16 protein-coding genes, 1 tRNA gene and 1 pseudogene are annotated in these 19,990 nt (G+C 63.9%); 15 read left to right on the top strand and 3 right to left on the bottom strand.

Annotated elements, in window-relative coordinates:
- Positions 1 to 46 precede the first annotated feature (46 nt).
- On the top strand, positions 47 to 616 hold the full coding sequence (gene plsY, locus G559_RS0126295) for a glycerol-3-phosphate 1-O-acyltransferase PlsY (RefSeq protein ID WP_028631091.1): 570 nt from the start codon (positions 47 to 49) through the stop codon (positions 614 to 616).
- Positions 617 to 647: 31 nt separating this feature from the next.
- Here plsY and tsaD read toward each other — a convergent pair whose 3' ends face one another.
- Positions 648 to 1,673: a tRNA (adenosine(37)-N6)-threonylcarbamoyltransferase complex transferase subunit TsaD gene (tsaD, locus tag G559_RS0126300; RefSeq protein ID WP_028631092.1), complete on the bottom strand. Its 1,026-nt coding sequence runs from the start codon at positions 1,671 to 1,673 to the stop codon at positions 648 to 650.
- A 206-nt stretch (positions 1,674 to 1,879) separates the two neighbouring features.
- Here tsaD and rpsU point away from each other — a divergent pair, with 206 nt between their 5' ends.
- The 10 genes and pseudogenes from rpsU to G559_RS29410 all read left to right on the top strand — a co-directional run bounded on the left by rpsU (position 1,880) and on the right by G559_RS29410 (position 14,195).
- The gene (rpsU, locus tag G559_RS0126305; RefSeq protein WP_010795989.1) at positions 1,880 to 2,095 is read left to right on the top strand and encodes a 30S ribosomal protein S21; all 216 of its coding nucleotides are present in this window, start codon (positions 1,880 to 1,882) and stop codon (positions 2,093 to 2,095) included.
- Positions 2,096 to 2,284: 189 nt separating this feature from the next.
- On the top strand, positions 2,285 to 4,273 hold the full coding sequence (dnaG, locus tag G559_RS0126310) for a DNA primase (RefSeq protein WP_028631093.1): 1,989 nt from the start codon (positions 2,285 to 2,287) through the stop codon (positions 4,271 to 4,273).
- A gap of 66 nt (positions 4,274 to 4,339) precedes the next feature.
- Positions 4,340 to 6,193: an RNA polymerase sigma factor RpoD gene (rpoD, locus tag G559_RS0126315; protein ID WP_028631094.1), complete on the top strand. Its 1,854-nt coding sequence runs from the start codon at positions 4,340 to 4,342 to the stop codon at positions 6,191 to 6,193.
- 140 nt (positions 6,194 to 6,333) lie between these two features.
- Positions 6,334 to 10,071: a bifunctional diguanylate cyclase/phosphodiesterase gene (locus tag G559_RS0126320; protein ID WP_028631095.1), complete on the top strand. Its 3,738-nt coding sequence runs from the start codon at positions 6,334 to 6,336 to the stop codon at positions 10,069 to 10,071.
- 15 nt (positions 10,072 to 10,086) lie between these two features.
- A tRNA-Ile gene (locus tag G559_RS0126325) sits at positions 10,087 to 10,163 on the top strand.
- Positions 10,164 to 10,327: 164 nt separating this feature from the next.
- Positions 10,328 to 10,462 carry a hypothetical protein gene (locus G559_RS31135; protein ID WP_276325071.1) on the top strand — a complete coding sequence of 45 codons (135 nt, stop codon included), beginning with the start codon at positions 10,328 to 10,330 and terminating at the stop codon, positions 10,460 to 10,462.
- An 86-nt stretch (positions 10,463 to 10,548) separates the two neighbouring features.
- Positions 10,549 to 11,679 (top strand): Fic family protein, encoded by a 1,131-nt coding sequence (locus tag G559_RS0126335; protein WP_028631096.1) that lies wholly within the window; start codon positions 10,549 to 10,551, stop codon positions 11,677 to 11,679.
- Between the two features lie 242 nt (positions 11,680 to 11,921).
- Positions 11,922 to 12,200, top strand: a pseudogene (locus G559_RS29405) (helix-turn-helix domain-containing protein).
- 144 nt (positions 12,201 to 12,344) lie between these two features.
- On the top strand, positions 12,345 to 13,298 hold the full coding sequence (gene pfkB, locus G559_RS0126345; protein WP_028631097.1) for a 6-phosphofructokinase II: 954 nt from the start codon (positions 12,345 to 12,347) through the stop codon (positions 13,296 to 13,298).
- Between the two features lie 426 nt (positions 13,299 to 13,724).
- Positions 13,725 to 14,195 (top strand): BRO-N domain-containing protein, encoded by a 471-nt coding sequence (locus tag G559_RS29410; protein ID WP_036997925.1) that lies wholly within the window; start codon positions 13,725 to 13,727, stop codon positions 14,193 to 14,195.
- A gap of 194 nt (positions 14,196 to 14,389) precedes the next feature.
- Here G559_RS29410 and G559_RS0126355 read toward each other — a convergent pair whose 3' ends face one another.
- Together G559_RS0126355 and G559_RS0126360 are read right to left on the bottom strand one after the other, a co-directional pair.
- Positions 14,390 to 15,127, bottom strand: a complete 738-nt coding sequence (locus G559_RS0126355; RefSeq protein ID WP_028631098.1) for an aspartate/glutamate racemase family protein — start codon at positions 15,125 to 15,127, stop codon at positions 14,390 to 14,392.
- Between the two features lie 7 nt (positions 15,128 to 15,134).
- The gene (locus G559_RS0126360; protein ID WP_028631099.1) at positions 15,135 to 15,824 is read right to left on the bottom strand and encodes a GntR family transcriptional regulator; all 690 of its coding nucleotides are present in this window, start codon (positions 15,822 to 15,824) and stop codon (positions 15,135 to 15,137) included.
- A gap of 142 nt (positions 15,825 to 15,966) precedes the next feature.
- On the opposite strand from G559_RS0126360, the gene G559_RS0126365 reads away from it, so the two are divergent.
- From G559_RS0126365 to G559_RS0126380, 4 genes are read left to right on the top strand one after another with little or no spacing between them, the layout of a single operon-like run.
- Positions 15,967 to 17,052: an ABC transporter ATP-binding protein gene (locus G559_RS0126365; RefSeq protein ID WP_028631100.1), complete on the top strand. Its 1,086-nt coding sequence runs from the start codon at positions 15,967 to 15,969 to the stop codon at positions 17,050 to 17,052.
- Position 17,053: 1 nt separating this feature from the next.
- Complete coding sequence (locus G559_RS0126370; protein WP_028631101.1) at positions 17,054 to 17,968, top strand: ABC transporter permease; 915 nt, start codon at positions 17,054 to 17,056, stop codon at positions 17,966 to 17,968.
- On the top strand, positions 17,968 to 18,759 hold the full coding sequence (locus tag G559_RS0126375; protein ID WP_028631102.1) for an ABC transporter permease: 792 nt from the start codon (positions 17,968 to 17,970) through the stop codon (positions 18,757 to 18,759). Before G559_RS0126370 ends, G559_RS0126375 begins: the two co-directional genes overlap by 1 nt.
- A 49-nt stretch (positions 18,760 to 18,808) precedes the next feature.
- A complete protein-coding gene (locus G559_RS0126380; RefSeq protein ID WP_028631103.1) occupies positions 18,809 to 19,861 on the top strand; it encodes an extracellular solute-binding protein in 1,053 nt (350 codons plus the stop codon).
- The last annotated feature ends 129 nt before the right edge of the window (positions 19,862 to 19,990 follow it).

Consider the following 19,990-nt stretch of genomic DNA (forward strand, 5'->3'; position numbering starts at 1 on the left):
TGCTGCCCCGCTAGAATCGGGACTTCCTCGCCCCGGAATGGATACCATGTTTTGGCTGCTGGCGACTCTCGCCTACCTGCTCGGATCGTTGTCCTTCGCCATTCTGCTCAGCCGTGTGTTCGGCACGGGCGACCCACGTGCCCAGGGCTCCGGCAACCCTGGCGCCACCAACATGCTGCGGGTGGCGGGAAAGAAGCTGGCGATCCTGACCCTGCTCGGCGACCTGTTAAAGGGACTGCTGCCCGTACTGGTCGCCCATCTCTGCGGCCTCGAGGTCCAGCAGCAGGCCTGGGTTGGCCTTGCCGCAGTGCTCGGGCACCTCTACCCCCTGTACTTCCGCTTCCGAGGCGGCAAGGGCGTTGCCACCGCCGCCGGCATGCTTCTGGGGCTATACCCCCCGGCCGCACTGCTGGCTGTTTGCGTCTGGCTGCTGACCTTTCATCTGACTCGTACCAGCTCGCTGGCGGCGCTGATCGCTACGCCGCTGACCTTGCCATTGCTGGCCTGGCAGCAACCCGGTGCGCTCTTGCCAATGACGGTACTGACCGGACTCATCGTCTGGCGCCATCGCGGCAATCTACGCGACCTTTTTGCCGGACGCGAACGGCATTTCTGAACACCTTGAGTGAAAACAGCTCAAGCCGCCATCAGATCGCGGGAAGGCGTTCCATCGGCCAACGTGCCTGAACCGCAATTGCGGGACCGTCGTGCTGTCCCGCCAGCAGTCGCTGGCATCCGGCGTAGGCAATCATCGCGCCGTTGTCGGTGCAAAAACGCGGTCGCGCGTAGAACACGTCGCCCTTGAGATCGCCCAGCATCTTGCCCAGGGACTGGCGCAGCGACTGGTTGGCACTGACACCGCCCGCGATCACCAGGCGATTCAGGCCGGTCTGCTTGAGAGCACGCTTGCACTTGATGGTGAGAGTCTCCACCACCGCCTGCTCGAAGGCCAGAGCGATGTCGCAACGGGTTTGCTCACCGTCGTCCCCAGCATTGCGGCACTGCTGCCAGGTGTTGAGGGCGAAGGTTTTGAGACCGCTGAAGCTGAAATCCAGGCCGGGGCGATCAGTCATCGGACGGGGGAAGGTGAAGCGACCCGGCGTACCACTCTGGGCCAGGCGGGCGATCTCCGGACCACCGGGGTAACCGAGGCCAATCAGCTTCGCGGTCTTGTCGAAGGCCTCGCCAGCAGCGTCATCCACCGATTCGCCGAGCAGCTGGTAACGACCGATGCCGTCTACCCGGACTAGTTGGGTATGACCACCGGAAACCAGCAAGGCGACGAACGGAAACCCCGGCGGCTGCTCTTCCAGCATGGGCGCCAGCAGGTGGCCTTCCATGTGGTGCACGCCGAGCGCTGGCACGCCCCAGGCAAAGGCCAGCGCCTGGGCGCAGGACGCGCCCACCAGCAGCGCACCCACCAGGCCTGGGCCGGCGGTATAGGCGATGCCGTCAATATCCTCGGGTTTGCGACCGGCCTGCTCCAGCACCTCACGCAGCAACGGCAGCATGCGCTTGACGTGGTCGCGGGACGCCAGCTCGGGCACAACGCCGCCGTAGACCCGATGCAGGTCGATCTGACTGAACAGCGCGTCGGCCAGCAGGCCGCACTCACTGTCGTATAGAGCGACGCCGGTTTCGTCGCAGGAGGTTTCCAACCCCAGCACTAGCATGGGTACGAGCCCTTCTGGCCTGGCAAATGAAGAAGGCGCGAATCATAATCGTCGCCCCCTGTGCCGACCAGCGGTTTTCGACTGAAGGCTTTGCATTCCGAGCCTTGAGGCGTTAATATCCGCAGCCCTTGAAATCCGACGCGCCACCGAGCCTGCTTTTGCCGGAATGCGTCGACCATTCGGTAATTGATGAAGGTACGACCTGGATGCCAGCCGTCAAAGTTAAAGAGAACGAACCCTTCGACGTAGCCCTGCGTCGTTTCAAGCGCTCCTGCGAGAAAGCCGGCGTACTGGCTGAAGTCCGTAGCCGTGAGTTCTACGAGAAGCCCACTTCCGAGCGCAAGCGCAAAGCCGCAGCCGCGGTCAAGCGTCATGCCAAGAAAGTGCAGCGCGAGCAGCGCCGCCGCGAGCGCCTGTACTGAGTTAACAGGCACCGCCGCACGCTCAAGCTTCGCCCGGCCCCGGCCGGGCGAGTGCATCATGAGCACACAAGAAACTCCGCTTCGCCCCGGCGAATAGCGGAGTTTTTTGCTTTCCAGCTTCCACCTCCCGCCTGTCGTCACCGACCTGGCGCGAGTATGCTTTGAACCTTCCCGCGCCCCGAGCACCCTATGGCTGGCCTGATCCCCCAAGGCTTCATCGACGACCTGCTGAACCGCACCGACATAGTCGAAGTGATCGGCGCGCGCGTGCAGCTGAAAAAGGCCGGCAAGAACTACACCGCTCGCTGCCCCTTCCATAACGAGAAGACGCCGTCGTTCAGCGTCAGCCCGGACAAGCAGTTCTATTACTGCTTCGGCTGCGGCGCTGGCGGCAATGCCCTCGGCTTCGTCATGGACCACGACCACTTGGACTTCCCCCAGGCGGTTGAGGATCTAGCCAAGCGCGCCGGCCTTGAAGTCCCACGGGAAGAAGGCGGCCGCAGCAGCGGCCACCGCCAGCCGACCGACTCCCCGCTCTATGCCCTGCTCACCGCCGCGTCGGACTACTACCGCCACGCCCTGAAGCAGCATCCGACGCGCAAAGCCGCGGTCGAATACCTGAAAGGTCGCGGACTGACCGGCGAAATCGCCCGCGACTTCGCCTTGGGCTTCTCCCCACCCGGCTGGGACAACCTGCTCAAACATATGGGCGGCGACAGCCTGCAACAGAAGCACATGATCGACGCCGGCCTACTGATCGAGAACGCCGAGACCGGCAAGCGCTACGACCGCTTTCGCGACCGAGTGATGTTCCCGATCCGCGACAGCCGCGGACGCATCATCGCCTTCGGCGGCCGAGTCCTGGGCGACGACAAGCCCAAGTACCTCAACTCCCCGGAAACCCCGGTATTCCACAAGGGCCAGGAACTCTACGGGCTGTTCGAGGCACGCAAACACAATCGCAATCTCGACGAAATCATGGTCGTCGAAGGCTACATGGACGTCATCGCCCTCGCCCAACAGGGACTGCGCAATGCCGTCGCCACCCTGGGCACCGCCACCAGCGAAGAGCACATCCGCCGCCTGTTCCGACTGGTACCGAGCATCCTCTTCTGCTTTGACGGCGACCAAGCCGGACGCAAGGCGGCCTGGCGCGCCCTGGAAGCCACGCTTCCAAGCCTCGAAGACGGCCGCCGTGCGCGCTTCCTGTTCCTACCCGAAGGCGAGGACCCGGACAGCCTGGTTCGCAAGGAAGGCACCGACGCCCTCCGCGCGCGCATCACCCAGCATGCGCAACCCCTGGCCGACTATTTCTTCCAGCAACTGACCCAGGAAGCCGACCCCTCATCCCTGGAAGGCAAGGCCCACCTGGCCACCCTGGCGGCTCCTCTGATCGAGCGCGTTCCCGGCGCCAACCTGAAAGTCCTGATGCGCCAGCGCCTGGCCGAAATTACCGGCCTCAATGGCGATGCCCTCAGCCAGTTCGCCCGCAGCGCCCCAGTCAGCAGCGGGGGCCACGAACACTCGGACGACGCCTACTACGAATCCTTCTCCGGCTACGGCGACCAGCAGTACGAGCCTGAGCCCGCGCACTACTTCGAGCAGCCCACCGCGCAGCAGGGCAACTGGCAGAAAGACGAGCGGCGCAAAGAGAGCTGGAAAAAGGACGACTGGAAAAAAGACGGCAAGAAGTGGAACAAGCAAGGCCGCGATGACTTCAAGCGTCCACCGCGCACCGAAGTCAAGGTGGAATCCCCCACCCTCACCGCACTTCGCACCCTGCTGCACCATCCGTCGCTTGCACAGAAAGTCGAGGATGCCAGCCATTTTGCCGCAGAAGACGACACCTACGCCCAGCTCATGGTGGCGTTGGTAGAGGCCGTACAAAAGAACCCGAAACTCCGTTCACTGCAGCTGATCGCCCGCTGGCATGGCACTGATCAGGGCCGGCTGTTACGGGCCCTGGCGGAAAAGGAATGGCTGATTTCCGACGACAACCTTGAACAACAGTTTTTCGACACTATAACTAGGTTGTCGGCACGCCAGCGGGAACGCCGCCTGGAGAATCTGCTGCGCAAAGCGCGGCAAAGTGAACTCAGCGCAGAGGAAAAAGATCAGCTGCGCGACCTACTCAGCCGCAACACGTCTTCCCTGACTCCGACCTCAACTGGCGCGTAAGGCCCAGGATCAGGTATAATCCTCGGCTTGTTTTTAGCCCGCCAAGACCTAAGTGGATAGGGTGCTATGTCCGGAAAAGCGCAACAGCAGTCTCGCCTCAAAGAGTTGATCGCCCGTGGCCGTGAGCAGGGATACCTGACTTACGCGGAGGTCAACGACCACCTGCCGGAGGATATTTCCGATCCGGAACAGGTGGAAGACATCATCCGCATGATCAACGACATGGGGATCAACGTATTCGAGAGTGCCCCGGATGCGGACGCCCTATTGCTGGCCGAAGCCGACACCGACGAAGCCGCAGCAGAGGAAGCCGCTGCCGCCCTGGCCGCAGTGGAGACCGATATCGGTCGCACCACCGACCCAGTACGCATGTACATGCGTGAAATGGGCACCGTGGAACTGCTGACTCGAGAAGGCGAAATCGAAATCGCCAAACGCATCGAGGAAGGCATCCGCGAGGTGATGAGTGCCATCGCCCACTTCCCCGGCGCCGTCGACGGCATTCTCGCCGAATACCAGCGCGTCACCACCGAAGGTGGCCGTCTGTCCGACGTTCTCAGCGGCTACATCGACCCGGATGACGGCACCGTGCCGGCTGAAGAAGTCGAGCCTGTCGAGCTTAAATCCGATACCGCCGCGGCCAAGGACAAGGACGAAGACGAAGAGGAAGAAGGCGAAAGCGACGACGCCGAAGAAGAAGGCGATGGTGGTCCGGACCCGGAAGAGGCCCTGCGCCGCTTCACAGCGGTTTCCGACCAGCTCGACAAGGCCAAGAAGGCCCTGAAGAAGCATGGCCGCAGCAGCAAACAGGCTATCGAAGAACTGCTGGCCCTGGCCGAGCTGTTCATGCCGATCAAGCTGGTGCCGAAGCAATTCGACGCCCTGGTGGAAAAAGTCCGTAGCGCCCTGGACCGTGTCCGCGCTCAGGAACGCACCATCATGCAGCTCTGCGTACGTGACGCCCGCATGCCACGTGCCGACTTCCTGCGCCTGTTCCCGGGCAACGAAGTCGACCTCGACTGGGCCGACGGCCTGGCCAAGGGCAAGGCCAAGTACGCCGAAGCCATCGGCAAGCTGGTTGGCGACATCAAGCGTAACCAGCAGAAGCTGGTGGATCTCGAGCAGGAAGTCGAACTGACTGTCAACGAGATCAAGGACGTCAACCGTCGCATGTCCATCGGTGAAGCCAAGGCTCGCCGGGCGAAGAAAGAGATGGTCGAGGCCAACCTGCGTCTCGTGATCTCCATCGCCAAGAAGTACACCAACCGCGGCCTGCAATTCCTCGACCTGATCCAGGAAGGCAACATCGGCCTGATGAAGGCGGTGGACAAGTTCGAATACCGTCGCGGCTACAAGTTCTCGACCTACGCCACCTGGTGGATCCGCCAAGCGATCACTCGTTCGATCGCCGACCAGGCGCGCACCATCCGTATTCCGGTGCACATGATCGAGACCATCAACAAGCTCAACCGCATCTCCCGTCAGATGCTGCAGGAAATGGGCCGCGAGCCCACTCCGGAAGAGCTTGGCGAGCGCATGGAGATGCCTGAGGACAAGATCCGCAAGGTTCTTAAGATCGCCAAAGAGCCGATCTCCATGGAAACCCCGATCGGTGACGATGAAGACTCGCACCTGGGCGACTTTATCGAGGACAGCACCATGCAGTCCCCGATCGACGTGGCCACGGTGGAAAGCCTCAAGGAAGCCACTCGCGAAGTCCTGGCCGGCCTCACCGCCCGCGAAGCCAAGGTCCTGCGTATGCGCTTCGGCATCGACATGAACACCGACCACACCCTCGAGGAAGTCGGCAAGCAGTTCGATGTAACCCGCGAGCGTATCCGCCAGATCGAAGCCAAGGCGCTGCGCAAGCTGCGTCACCCGTCGCGAAGCGAGCACCTGCGCTCGTTCCTGGACGAGTAAGCGATACAAAGACCCCCGGCCAGTCCGGGGGTTTTCTTTTGTGCCTCAGCAAGGCCGCAGCCGGGTGCTTTCCTCTTCCAGGCGACAGGCGGCCACGTCTACACTTCGGTCTGACATCCCTACCAGGAACGAGGCCGCCAATGGCGCGAGCGCGGGCCCTACTGATGCTCTGGCTGGCACTCTGGACCTTCCCGGCCGGCGCCCTGACGCTCACCCCGGAAGAACAGGCCTGGCTCGACAATCACGGCGAGCTGCGCCTCGGCATTGACGCCTCCTGGCCGCCCTTCGAGTTTCGCGACGCCCAGGGTAACCACCAGGGTCTGGCCGCCGACTACATCGACCAGGTCCGCCGGCGCCTCGACGTGAAACTCACCCCCGTCGAACCCAGCAGTTGGACCGAAGTGCTGCAACGTGCCCGCGCCGGCGACCTCGACCTGCTGCCCGGCATCATGTCCACCCCGGAGCGCCAGCAATACCTGAACTTCACCCGCCCCTACCTCGACTTCCCCATCGTCATCCTGTCCCAGACCCGCGGCCCACAGCCGTCCAGCATTGACGACCTCTACGGCCTGCGCGTCGGCGTGGTAGCCGATTACGCCCCCCACGAGCTGCTGCGCAACCAGCACCCCGACCTGAGCCTGCAGGCCTATCCCTCCGTCGCCGCGGCCCTCCAGGCCCTGGCCACCGAACAGGTAGACGCCTTCGTCGGCGACCTCGCCTCCAGCGTCTGGAGCCTGCGCCAACTCAAGCTCGACGGCATCAGCATCAGCGGCGAAACGCCCTACCGCTACCAGTTGGCCATGGCGACACCGAAGAACCACCCGATGCTGGCCAGCATCCTCGACAAAGTTTTCGCCGAGATCACCCCCGAAGAAGCTGCCGCCATCCAGGAACGCTGGGTGGGCGGCGCCCTCTACCGAAAGCCTGACTGGGGCCGCATCCTGCTCTACGGCCTGCCTGCCCTGCTGCTACTGGCTGGCGTGCTGGCCTTCGTCCTGCGCGTCAACCGCCGGCTCAGCAACGAAATGGCCAGCCGCGCCGCCCTGCAAGACGAACTGCGCAGCAGTGAACAGCACTACCGCGGCCTGGTGGAAAGCCTGAACGCCATCGCCTGGGAAATGCGCGTCGACGATTACTGCTACACCTACGTCTCCCCCCACGCCGAACGCCTGCTCGGCTACCCCCTGAGCCACTGGCTGGAGCCAGGCTTCTGGCGCCGCACCCTGCATCCCGACGACACAGCCTGGGCCAATGCCTTCTGTGAAGCGGAAACCCTCGCCGGCCGAGACCACAGCCTCGACTACCGCATGATCGCCGCCGACGGCCGGGTGCTCTGGGTGCGGGACATCATCACCCTCATCCCCCACGGTGAGACCCAGATGATGCGCGGCCTGATGATCGACATCACCGAGGCCAAGCAGACCGAGCAGGCCCTGCGCCTGTCTGAACAGAAATTCGCCTCGGTGTTCCACAACTGCCCGGACATCATCGTCATCGCCCGCCGCACCGACGGCAGCCTGCTGGCCATCAACCACACCTTCGAGCAGCAGATCGGCCTCAAGGCCAGCGAAGCCCTTGGCCGCACCGCCACCGAACTCGACATCTGGGGCATTCCCGGCATCGGGCCGAAACTCCTGCAGCGTCTGCAACAGGGCAACCCGCTGCACAACCTGGAAATGCCCTTCCGCCGCGCCAATGGCGAAACCTTCATCGGCCTGATCTCCGCCCAGACCATCGATCTGGACGACACGCCCGCCCTCGTGGTGGTAGTCCGCGACATCACCCAGCTCAAGGAAACCCAGCAACTGCTGCAAGTCTCCGAAGAAAAGTTCGCCAGCGCCTTCCACGCCTCCCCGGATGGCCTGCTCATCACCCGCATCAGCGACGGACTGCTGCTGGAAGCCAACGACGGCTTCAGCCGCATCACCGGCTACAGCCAGCCGGAAGTCGCTGAGCGCTCCACCCTTGAACTCGGCCTATGGGCCAATCCCGCGGATCGTCAGCACATGATCCAGCTCATCGGCGACCAGGGCAGCCTGCACCACTTCACTACAGCCATCCGCACCAAGAATGGCCAGGTACGCATCTGCGAGCTCTCCGCCCAACCGATCCCCATCGGTGGAGAACCCTGCTTGCTGACCATCGCTCGCGACGTCACCGAGCGTCAGCAGATGCAGGAAAAACTGCTGCAAGCCGCCACCGTCTTCGAAAGCACCGCCGAAGGCGTGATGATCACCGACACCGGACAACGCATCACCGCAGTCAACCGCGCCTTCAGCGAAATCACCGGCTACAGCGAAAGCGAGGCGCTCGGCCAGTCACCGCGCCTGCTCGCGTCCGGCCAACATGACAGCGCCTTCTACGCCGCCATGTGGCACCAGCTGGAACGTGAAGGGCACTGGCAGGGCGAAATATGGAATCGCCGCAAGAACGGCGAGCCCTACCCCGAATGGCTCACCATCAGTGCCGTGCGCGACCGCTACCGCCAGGTCACACACTACGTCGGCGTGTTCGCCGACATCTCACCGCTCAAGCACGCCCAGGCGCGCCTCGACTACCAAGCCCACCACGACCCACTCACCGGCCTGCCCAACCGCCTGCTGTTCGAAAGCCGCCTGCAACTGGCCCTGGCCGACGCCGCCAACGACAACCACCACGGCGCCGTCCTGTTCATCGACCTGGACCGCTTCAAGCACATCAATGACAGCCTCGGCCACCCAGTGGGCGACCTGCTGCTCAAAGGCATCGCCGCCCGCCTGCGCGAACAACTGCGCGATGTCGACACCGTAGCCCGCCTCGGCGGCGACGAATTCATCATCCTGCTACCCGGCCTGCACAGCGCCAACGACGCGCAATCCGTCGCCACCAAACTGCTGACCTGCTTCGAAGCCCCCGTCCCCGCCGGCCCACACGAGTTCTTCATGAGCGCCAGCATCGGCATCAGCCTGTTCCCGGAACACGGCCTGGACGTCGCCACCCTGGTGAAGAACGCCGACGCCGCCATGTACCGGGCCAAGGCCCGAGGCCGCAACCGCATCGAGTTCTACACCCACGACCTGACCAGCCAGGCCACCGAACGCATGGCCCTGGAAACCGAATTGCGCCGGGCCCTGGAGCGCAACGAACTGTCGCTTTCCTACCAACCCAAGTTCAGCCTCCAATACCAAACCCTGGTGGGCGCCGAAGCCCTGGTGCGCTGGAACCACCCACAGTTCGGCGAAATCCCACCGGAGCGCTTCATCCCCCTGGCGGAAGAAAGCGGACTCATCCTCCCGCTTGGCGACTGGGTACTGGAACACGCCTGTCGGCAAATGCAGCACTGGCAGGAACGCCATGTCCCCTTCGGCCCACTCTCGATCAACCTCGCCGGCGCGCAACTGCGCCAGCCGCAGTTGGTGGAACGCCTGCAACGGCTCATCCAGACCCTCGGCCTCGAGGCGCAACGGCTGCAACTGGAAATCACCGAAAGCTTCATCATGAGCCAGGCCGAAGAAGCCCTCAGCGTGCTGCACAACCTCAAGGCCCTCGGCGTGCAACTGGCCATCGACGACTTCGGCACCGGCTACTCCTCCCTGAGCTACCTCAAGCGCCTGCCGCTGGACGTGCTGAAGATCGACAAGTCCTTCGTCCGCGGCCTGCCCGACGACCCCAACGACGCCGCCATCAGCCGCGCCATCATCGCCCTCGGCCGCAGCATGCAACTCACCGTCATCGCCGAAGGGGTCGAAACCAAAGCCCAGGAACACTTCCTCGCCGCCGAAGGATGCGAACAGATTCAAGGGTTTATCGTCAGCACCGCGCTGCCGGCCGAGGCATTCGCCCGCAAATTCCTCAACCCCCTCCCCGCGATTGGCGCCCAGCAAAAGGCACCTGTATAATCCGCCGGCCTTCTGGGGCCTATAGCTCAGTCGGTTAGAGCAGAGGACTCATAATCCTTTGGTCCACGGTTCGAGTCCGTGTGGGCCCACCAAATCAAAAGCCGCGCATTGCGCGGCTTTTGCGTTTCTGGAGACGCAGCACTCGCCCCCAGTCGAGCAAGAATCCCCGCGCCAATGGCATTAGGCCCTGAACGGCTGGAGCCAGCCCCAACGCAAAAGGCTGGATCGCCTGGCCAAGTAACTGGTGCACGAAGCGGTGCTCGACAGCACCCCGCTCAACGAAGCCTTCAAGAACCGAGGTGGGCTCAAGCTGTTCGATAAACACCAGGAAGGCCACCTGAACACCGTGCTGCAAGTGCTGAGCGAGAATCTCAGACCCCAGGTCGGCTAGCCGATGAGCCGAATACCCCGCATAATCGGCTCATTAAATGAGCCGAATAAGCCCTCTATTCGGCTCACACCCCATTTAGGCCCTCTATGCACACCACCCGCTGGATCTGGCAGCAACCTGACTGGCCGCAGTTCACCTGGCAGGCCGACCGCCTCGCCGCGCCACTACGCGCCTGCGCACACGCCCAGGGTCGCCTGCTCGGCATGGCCGGCGCAGTGGGCGCCGATGCCGAGGCACAGAACAGCCTGGATGCCCTGCTGCAGAACATCGTGACCTCCTCGGCCATCGAGGGCGAACAACTCAACGCCGGCTCGGTGCGCTCCTCCCTTGCCCGCCGCCTGGGCTTGGCAACCGAGGGCAAACCCAGCCCTCGCAGCGAAGGACTGGCCGAACTGCTGCTGGATGCCACTGGCCAACACGATCAACCATTGACCGTCGACCGCCTGTGCGCCTGGCACCGCTGGCTATTCCCCCAGGACGACTTTCCCCTGACCGCCCGCATCCGCGTCGGCACCCTGCGTGGTGAAGAACCCATGCAAGTGGTCTCCGGCCGCCTTGACCGCCCCACCGTGCATTTCGAAGCGCCACCACGAGAGGGACTGGAAGCGCAGCTCGACGCCTTCCTCACCTGGTTCGAACGCAGCCGCGATGACGCCACCCTCGACCCGTTGCTACGCGCGGGCATCGCCCACTTCTGGTTCGTCACCCTGCACCCCTTCGACGACGGCAACGGCCGCCTCACCCGCGCCATCACCGACCTGGCGCTGGCCCAGGGCGAGCAGCAGTCCATTCGCTTCTACGCCATGTCTGCGAGCATCCTCGACGACCGCGCCGGCTATTACCGCATCCTCGAAGCCAGCCAAAAAGACAGCCTCGACATCACCCCCTGGCTGGAATGGTTCCTCGCCACCCTGCTGAACAGCCTGGAACAGGCACTGGCGCGCATCGACCGCGTGCTGGCCAAAGCGCGCTTCTGGCAGGCGCACCGCCAAGCGGCCCTCTCCACCGAACAGATCAAGGTGCTCAACCGCCTGCTCGACGGCGGCGAAAAAGGCTTTGCAGACGGCATCAGCGCCGCCCAGTACCAGGCCGTGGCCCAGGTCTCCAAGGCCACCGCCACCCGACATTTGAGCGACCTGCTGGAAAAGGGCTGCATCAAGCGCCTGCCCGGCGGTGGCCGCAGCACCCGTTACCAGATCAACCAGCCCGCCGGATAACGTGGCCCCCATCATCGATGGCGAGTTGACCGAGGCTGGGAAGCGCGCCAAATCTGTACGCAAATTAGGTAGAGAAAATAGAAGCACTCTTCTTGGAACTGCCGCCGCTCAAGCGGTACCGGGCGGACTACCAGGACGCTGACGCCTTTTCAGACTTGCAGCATTTGCTGCTGATGCAGCCAGAAGCCGGAAACCTTATCCAGGACACCAGCGGAAGCAGAACTCGACGCGAGGAAAAAGACATGAAACGGGGCATCTTTGCCGAGCTGCAGGAAGGCATCGAAGCGCTTGCAGAGGAGCGCCAGGGCAAGGTGACGCTTCGTCCGCACCGGCTCGTGTTGCCGGAGCTTCGCGCCGTCACTGGGCAGGAGCTGGTTTCAATCCGCGAGCAGTTGAAGATGTCACGCCCGGTCTTCGCGATATAGCTGCGCACCAATCCCCGAACGCAAAAAAATTGGGAGCAAGGCAGGGCCAAGCCGAATGCCCAGGCCACCACACTGATCCGCCTGGTGCAGCAGTAGCCCGAGACGGTAGCGCACCTGGCGAGCCTTGCCTAAGGACGGCCAATCAAAAGCCGCACATCGCGCGGCTTTTGCGTTTCCGCCTCCTGCCATCACCTACGCTGAACCCAAAGGCTGCCGCCCGGCAGCTGGAGGTCGTTCGGCATGATCGCCCACCGCATCGTCACCCTCACACTCAACCCCGCGCTGGATCTGGCGACGGGGGTGCCGCGTCTGTGTCCCAATGACAAGCTGCGTTGCAGCGCGCCGGTTTATGCGCCGGGGGGTGGTGGGATCAATGTGGCGCGGGCGCTGCGGCGGCTGGGTGGGGAGGCGTTGGCGTTGTTTCCGGTCGGGGGCTCTACGGGGGAGCATCTGGTGGAGCTGCTGGAGGCCGAGGGCGTGGCCTGCGAGGCGGTGCCGGTGGCCGGCTGGACGCGTGAGTGCATCAACCTGACCAATCAGGCTGACGGCCAGCAGTACCGCTTTGTCTTGCCGGGCAGCCCGCTCAGCGACGCGGAGCAGACGGGTCTGTTGGCTGCGTTGGAGGCGCTGCCGGTGCCGGAGTTTTTGGTGATCAGCGGCAGCCTGCCGGAAGGTCTGGCTGCGGGGTTTCTTGCGCGCCTGCTGCGAAGCGCCCAGCAACGCGGCAGCCGCTGTGTGGTGGACAGTTCCGGCAGCGCACTGCGGGAGGCGCTGGACTGCGGCGGTCTTGCCTTGATCAAGCCGAATCTGGAGGAGTTGGCGGCGCTGGTCGGCCACCCGATCGCCGGCCCGGAGCAGCTCGCCCGTGTGGCGTGGGATCTGTTGGCCGAGGGGCGCTGCGAGGCGGTGCTGGTGTCGCTGGGGCCGCAGGGTGCCTTGCTGGTGACGCCGCACGTTTGTGAGCGCATTCCCGCGCCCACGGTGCCCCGGCGCAGTACCGTGGGCGCGGGCGATAGCCTGGTGGCGGCCATGCTGTTGAAGCTCGCAGCCGGCGCGGACTGGCGTGAAGCAGCGCGCTACGGCGTGGCGGCCGGGACGGCGGCGATCATGGTCGAAGGCAGCGAGTTGTGTCGGCGCGAGGATACGGAGCGCCTGTACGGCTGGCTGAACGGGACGCCCGCGCCCTTGCCGTGAATGCGGCGCAACGACCTGCCCCAGCCGTTGAGCCGATTAGCGACTTTATTCGGCTCACGGCAGCACGATGTAGTCCTTTCCCGAGCATCGGAGCCGGGCGAATCGATGCCCCGGCTCTTCCGAGAATTCCTACCCGACCTGGTCATTGCCGGCCTACAAGGCCGATCTGTAGCGTCTCCCACCGTCATGCCCTTGGGCGTGGCTGGGAGTGGAATCCCGAGAACAAAGTTGAGGCACATACGCCATAGCAGCGACGGCGAATGGACGTTTCATTCAATGTCACTGGTTGTCTATGGCGGACCGTGCGAGGGGGGCGCAAGCCCACCGGCTTAACTTTGTGCCGGGATTCCACACCTCGTACGGTCCGCCACCCTCATACAGCAAGGATCAGGTGGCGGCTCCCCGATACCAGGAAGGAGTCTGCTCATGTCTCACGACTATTTCGTACCCACCGTTTTCCATCGCTATCGCCGCCCGCTGCGCGCCCTGCTGATCGATGATCAGGCCTGGGTGGTGGCCCGCGACCTCGGCGCCCTGACCAATTGCCATTTCAACGAACGCCTCGCCGAGAAACTCGACCGCGACCAGTGGCGCATGGAAACCCTGCAGAAGCCCAAGGGCGACTTCGAGCAGCAGTTGCTGATCAGCGAAAGCGCCGTGTGCGAGGTGCTGAGGACGAACTACTACCACCCGGAAAACCGCAGCCTGCGGCAGTGGTTCACCGGCGAAGTGGTGCCCGCCTTGCGTTCGGCCGCCCACCCGCACCTGCCCCGCCATCGCCGGGTGGAGTGGCAGGGCAAGGAGTACAGCCTGATGGAGTGGCAGGGCCGCAGCTGGGTGCGGGTAACGGATGTGGCGGAGTTGTTCGAGGGGCAGGGCCTCGCCCCGGCAACCTGACCCTGTGAGGGGGAATTCATTCGCTATGTCTGCGTTAGCTGTTGCGAGAGATTAACCATCGGGCCAAGAGCCTTGTAGGAGCTGGCTTGCCAGCGAATGGCCCCGCTTCGCTGGCAAGCCAGCTCATACGGGCAGGTCTTCGACCTGCTTGGCGAATGAATTCGCGCCTACAAGGTTTCACCCTTGGTGAGCAATCAGGCGCCGACGGCGAAGCCCCGCAGGAATCCCGCGTAAGGTTTGGGCAGGGGGAAGTCGAGGTCGCCGCGTTTGCTGGTGGAGAGACGCAGTTCGCCGAGCATTTCCACCATCTTCAACGCGGCGCTGACGCCGTCGATCACCGGCACGCCCAGTTCTTCCTGTAACCCCTGCGCCAGGTGGCTCATGCCGGCGCAGCCAAGGACGATGGCGCCGGATTCATCGCGCGCCAGCGCGTCGAGGCAGGCCGTGCGCATCAGGCGGAACAGCCCGTCCGGGTCCTGGTCCAGCGCCAGCACCGGGATTTCCACGGCGTGGATGCCCCGACAGTGCTGGTGAAAGCCATAGCGTTCCACCAGGTGGCGGGCGATGACCTTGGTGCGGCCCAGGGTGGTGACGACGCTGAAGCCTGTCGCCACCCAGGTGGCCAGGTGCATGGCCGCTTCGGCGATGCCGATGACCGGGAAGCGTGCGATCTCCCGCGCCGCCAGCAGGCCCGGATCACCAAAGCAGGCAATCACATGCCCTTCGGCACCGTCCCGCTCGCCATCGCGAATGGCCTGGAGCAACCCGGGCACGCAGAGCGCTTCGTCGTAGTGGCCTTCGATGGAGGCCGGGCCGGCGCTGTTGGTCACCGCCAGCAACTGGTTGCCGGGGCGCAGCAGCTGGCGGGCGGCTTCGGCCAGGCCGGCGGTCATGGCGACGCTGGTGTTCGGGTTGATCAGCTGGATTTTCATGCCGAGGTCAGGTCTCGATCAGGTGCTTCAGCGGGTGGTAGTTGGCCTTGAGCTTGCCGGCCGACTCGACGATGGCGGTTTCGATGGCCGCCAGGTGGAAGCAGGTCAGCTCGATGGCCGCATTCTGGTTGCCGGCCTCGATGAACTCGATCAGGCGCAGGTGCTCGTCGTCGCGGCAGGCGTCGTGGCGTTCGTCGTCCAGGGCCGCGGCGTAGAGCGAAGCGCGCGAAATCAGCTTGCGGAACCAATCCAGCAGCACCGGGTTGTTCAGCGCCTCGGCGAGTTTGATGTGGAACTCGCCCAGCAGGTGGATCAGCCGCTCGTGGTCGTGGCGGCGCCGGGCTTCTTCTTCCAGCAGCAGGTGCTCGCGCAGGTCTTGCATGGCCGCGCTGTCCCGCCGTCGGCAGAGCTCGGTGACGATGCCGATCTCGATCAGCCGCCGCGTTTCGAACAGCGAGCGGATTTCTTCATCGCTGGGCAGCGACACCCAGCAGCCCTTGTTCGGTTCGGACGAGACCAGGCCGTCTGCCTCCAGTTGCTTCAGCGCCGCGCGCACCGAGGTGCGACTCACGTTGAACAGTTCCGCGAGAGATGCCTCTCCCAGCTTCATACCCGGCCGCAGCGAGCGGTTGCTGATGGCCTGGTAAACCCCTTGGTAGACGCGGTCGACCGTGGTTTCCAGCTTCTTATCTGCCATTCGTGACTCCGTAAATGCGTTCGCAACCTAGGCCCTGCGGGAAACAGGCAGGCAGAAAAACCCGGTTGCGTTGTCAGCATAATCCGAGTATTTCTAGATTGCATTCAAATTTTGCATACAAAAACAAGAGGAATGCACCATTATGAAGCACACGTCCTCCATCGAGGTGCAACGCGTCAGCAAGCGCTACACCGATGACCCCGAGGTGGCGCCAGCGCTCGACGACGTCTCGGTCAGCATCCGCCACAACGAGTTCTTCACCCTCCTCGGCCCTTCGGGTTGCGGCAAGACCACGCTGCTGCGCTCCATCGCCGGCTTCGAGCAGGTCACCTCCGGCAGCATCCAGATTGGCGGGCAGCGTGTGGACCAACTCCCGCCCTACAAGCGCCGGGTCAACACCGTGTTCCAGAACTACGCGCTCTTCCCGCACATGAGCGTGGCCGAGAATATCGCCTTCGGCCTGGAGATGCAGGGGCTGGAGCACAGCGCCATTCCTGGCCGCGTGAAGGAAATGCTGGCCCTGGTGCAAATGGAACACCTGGCCCGCCGCCGTCCCGCCGAACTCTCCGGCGGCCAGCAGCAACGCGTGGCCCTGGCCCGTGCGTTGGCACCGCGCCCGGACGTGCTGCTGCTGGACGAACCGCTCTCCGCACTGGACCTCAAGCTGCGCAAGGAAATGCAGGTGGAGCTCAAGCGTGTGCAGCAGGAAGCCGGTATCACCTTCATCTTCGTCACCCACGACCAGGAAGAAGCGCTGACCCTCTCCGACCGCATCGCGGTGATGTCCGCCGGCAAGATCCTGCAGATCGGTACCCCCAACGACATCTACGAACGCCCGCAGCACCGCTTCGTCGCCCACTTCATCGGCGACATCAACTTCCTCCCCGGCAAGCTCAAGCGCTGTGCGCAGAACGGCAGCCTGTTCCAGCCCGAGGGTTTGCCGGTGGAAATCCCCTGCGCGTCCTCGACCCTGGACGCTGGCCAGGTGCAACTGGCCTTCCGCCCGGAGCGCTCGAAGCTGGTGGACCCGTCCGAGCCGCATCACCTGCGCGGCGTGGTCGAAGCCGTACTCTACGTTGGCACGGCCACGCTCTATCAGTGCCGCCTGGCAAACGACGTGAAAGTGATGCTGCGCGAAAGCAACGAAGGCGCCACCAGCGCCCGTTCCGTGGGTTCGCCCGTGGCGGTGCATCTGCCGCCCCACGCCTGCCTGCTGATGGAGGCCTGAGATGAGCGTCAGCGCCACTTCCCCCAGCCTCAACCGGCTGTTGTTGCTGTCGCCGGTGCTGCTCACCCTGCTCTGCCTGATCGCCATTCCGCTGGGCATCATGGGCTACATCAGCCTGCTGCCGCGCAACCTCTATGGCGGCGTGGACTGGAGCGCCGACTGGCAGTGGCAGAGCTACACGCAGCTGTTCTTCCAGGAAGACTTCGACGGCAACCTCGAACTGAACTGGGTCTACGCCCAGGCGCTGCTGCGCTCGGTGCTGCAGGCCGGTGGCACCACGCTGCTGTGCTTCCTCGTGGGCTTTCCCGTGGCCCTGTGGATGACCAGCCTCAGCGAACGTTCGCGCAACATCATGGTGCTGCTGATCACCATCCCATTCTGGACCAACCTGCTGATCCGCAACTACGCCTGGCTGATCATCCTGCGCGAGCACGGCTGGCTGGCGCAGAGCCTCAATGCGCTGTTCCCGCAGGCCGGCGGCATCACCCTGCTGTACAACGATTTCGCCGTGGTGGTCGGGCTGGTCTACAGCTTCCTGCCGTTCATGATCCTGCCGATCTACTCCACCCTGGAGAAGCTCGACTGGCGCCTGGTGGAAGCCGCCTATGACCTCGGCGCCAACCGCGCCAAGGCCCTGCGCCGGGTGATCTTGCCGCTGTCCATGCCGGGCGTGGTAGCCGGTTCGCTGCTAGTGTTCGTGCCGAGCCTCGGTGCCTTCATCACCCCCGCCATCCTCGGCGGCGGCAAGACGCTGATGATCGGCAACCTGATCCAGCAGCAGTTCGGCACCGCGCGCAACTGGCCGCTGGGCAGCTCGCTGTCCTTCCTCCTGCTCGGGCTGATGCTGCTGGCCCTGGTGCTCTACGCCCTCTACGCCAAGAAAGCCGCCAAGGCCGTCCGCCAGGGAGCCCGCTGATGATCGCCTCTCACCTGAAAAAGTTGCCGCTGACCCGCGAAACCAGCCTGCTGGTACTGGCCTACCTGTACCTGCCGATCCTGGTGCTGATCGCCTACAGCTTCAACGCCAACCGCACCGCCACGGTGTGGACCGAGTTCTCCTTCGCCTGGTACGGGCGCATTCTCGCCAACCCGTCGATCCAGGCGGCGGCGCTGAACTCGGTGATCGTCGCCAGCATCGCCACCGTCTGCGCCACCGCCATCGCCCTGCTCGCGGCACTGGCCACCTACCGGCCGTTCTACGGGCAGAAGATGGTGGAAGGCGGCATCAACCTGCCGCTGATCCTGCCGGAGATCGTCACGGCGGTGGCCACCCTGCTGCTGTTCATGGCGCTTGGTATCAAGCTCGGCCTGCTGACGGTGATCATCGCCCACATCGGCTTCTGCATTCCGTTCGCCTACCTGCCGATTCGCGCGCGCCTGAACGACCTGGACAAGAGCCTGCTGGAAGCGGCCAACGACCTCTACGCCAACCCCTTCCACACCTTCCGCCGGGTGACCCTGCCGCTGCTGTTCCCGGCGGTGCTGTCCGGCGCGGTGCTGGCGTTCGTGGTCAGCCTCGACGACTTCATCATGACCTTCTTCGTCGCCGGCCCCGGCTCGACCACGCTGCCGGTCTACATCTTCTCGGCCATCAAGGCCGGGGTAACCCCAGAGATCAACGCAATCTCGACCCTGATGCTGGTGATTTCCATCGTCCTGGTGGTGCTCTCCTTCTGGCTCGGCCAGCGGGGCAAACCCACCGCCTGATCCCTGTTCCACCTCTGCCCAACCTGTTCTTCAACCGGAGAGAAAAACAATGAAGTTGAAAGCATTGCGTCATGGGGTAGCCGGTCTGACCCTCGGCTGTTTCGCCGCCGCCTGCGCCCAGGCGGACGAGCCCAAGGAACTGTTCTTCTATAACTGGACCGACTACTACCCGGTGGAACTGCTCGCCAAGTTCGAGAAGGAGACCGGCATCAAGGTCACCATGGACGGCTACGACAGCAACGAGACCCTGCTGGCCAAGCTGCAGGCCGGCGGCGCCGCCTACGACGTGATCGTGCCGTCGCACTCGATCATGCGCACCCTGATCGAGCAGGGCTACCTGCAGGAAATCGACGCGCCGAGCCTGCCGAACTTCGCCCATGTGAAACCGGCCTTCCGCGATCCCGAGTTCGACCCCGGCCGCAAGTACTCGGCGCCCTACCTCTGGGGCACCACCGGTTTCTCCTACGACAGCGCACGGGTGCCGGGCGGCACGCTGGACGACTCCTGGAAGGAGTTCTTCGAGCCGCGCCCCGAACTGCAGGGCCAGCTCGCCGCGCTGGATACGCCGAGCAGCGTGATCAACGCCGCCAGCCATTACCTGGGTGTGGATGAATGCAGCGAAAACCCGCAGGACGCCAAGCGCATCCTCGAATTGCTGCAGAAGCAGAAGCCCTTCCTGAAGATGTACAGCTCCGACAACACCGTGGACCGCATGGCCTCGGGCGAGGTGATCATGATGCAGAACTGGAATGGCTCCACCGCCCGCGCCACGCTGCAGAAGAGCACCATCAAGTACGTCTACCCGCGTGAAGGCGTGGCCATGTTCCAGGACAACTTCGCCGTGCCCAAGAGTGCGCCGCATCCGGGCAACGCCAAGGTCTTCATCGACTGGATGATGAAGCCCGAGAACGCTGCCGCCGTGTCCAACGCCATCGCCTATGCCAACGGCATCGACAGCGACACGCTGCTGGACAAGAAATGGCGCGTGATGGACGCCATCAACATGCCCGACGCCTATGCCGAGCGCCTGCGCCCCGAGAAGGAGTGCAGCAACCAGGCCCGCGAGCTGCAGGACCGCATCTGGTCCAAGCTCAAAGGCTGACGCCTTTTTGGCCTTTGTAGGATGCAGTAGAGCGGAGCGAAACCCATCGATCCGAGCACCATCAGCATGGGTTTCGCAGGCTCTACCCATCCTACGTTCTGAGCCACGACCGATTGCCTTTTGGCCTTT

Source organism: Metapseudomonas resinovorans DSM 21078 (genome assembly GCF_000423545.1).
In the GTDB taxonomy this organism is placed as follows: domain Bacteria; phylum Pseudomonadota; class Gammaproteobacteria; order Pseudomonadales; family Pseudomonadaceae; genus Metapseudomonas; species Metapseudomonas resinovorans.

What these genes read in the sequence shown, in the direction of transcription:
- plsY (WP_028631091.1), top strand. Translation starts at nt 47, where the DNA reads ATGTTTTGGCTGCTGGCGACTCTCGCCTACCTGCTCGGATCGTTGTCC.
- tsaD (WP_028631092.1), bottom strand. Translation starts at nt 1,673, where the DNA reads ATGCTAGTGCTGGGGTTGGAAACCTCCTGCGACGAAACCGGCGTCGCT.
- rpsU (WP_010795989.1), top strand. Translation starts at nt 1,880, where the DNA reads ATGCCAGCCGTCAAAGTTAAAGAGAACGAACCCTTCGACGTAGCCCTG.
- dnaG (WP_028631093.1), top strand. Translation starts at nt 2,285, where the DNA reads ATGGCTGGCCTGATCCCCCAAGGCTTCATCGACGACCTGCTGAACCGC.
- rpoD (WP_028631094.1), top strand. Translation starts at nt 4,340, where the DNA reads ATGTCCGGAAAAGCGCAACAGCAGTCTCGCCTCAAAGAGTTGATCGCC.
- G559_RS0126320 (WP_028631095.1), top strand. Translation starts at nt 6,334, where the DNA reads ATGGCGCGAGCGCGGGCCCTACTGATGCTCTGGCTGGCACTCTGGACC.
- G559_RS0126335 (WP_028631096.1), top strand. Translation starts at nt 10,549, where the DNA reads ATGCACACCACCCGCTGGATCTGGCAGCAACCTGACTGGCCGCAGTTC.
- pfkB (WP_028631097.1), top strand. Translation starts at nt 12,345, where the DNA reads ATGATCGCCCACCGCATCGTCACCCTCACACTCAACCCCGCGCTGGAT.
- G559_RS29410 (WP_036997925.1), top strand. Translation starts at nt 13,725, where the DNA reads ATGTCTCACGACTATTTCGTACCCACCGTTTTCCATCGCTATCGCCGC.
- G559_RS0126355 (WP_028631098.1), bottom strand. Translation starts at nt 15,127, where the DNA reads ATGAAAATCCAGCTGATCAACCCGAACACCAGCGTCGCCATGACCGCC.
- G559_RS0126360 (WP_028631099.1), bottom strand. Translation starts at nt 15,824, where the DNA reads ATGGCAGATAAGAAGCTGGAAACCACGGTCGACCGCGTCTACCAAGGG.
- G559_RS0126365 (WP_028631100.1), top strand. Translation starts at nt 15,967, where the DNA reads ATGAAGCACACGTCCTCCATCGAGGTGCAACGCGTCAGCAAGCGCTAC.
- G559_RS0126370 (WP_028631101.1), top strand. Translation starts at nt 17,054, where the DNA reads ATGAGCGTCAGCGCCACTTCCCCCAGCCTCAACCGGCTGTTGTTGCTG.
- G559_RS0126375 (WP_028631102.1), top strand. Translation starts at nt 17,968, where the DNA reads ATGATCGCCTCTCACCTGAAAAAGTTGCCGCTGACCCGCGAAACCAGC.
- G559_RS0126380 (WP_028631103.1), top strand. Translation starts at nt 18,809, where the DNA reads ATGAAGTTGAAAGCATTGCGTCATGGGGTAGCCGGTCTGACCCTCGGC.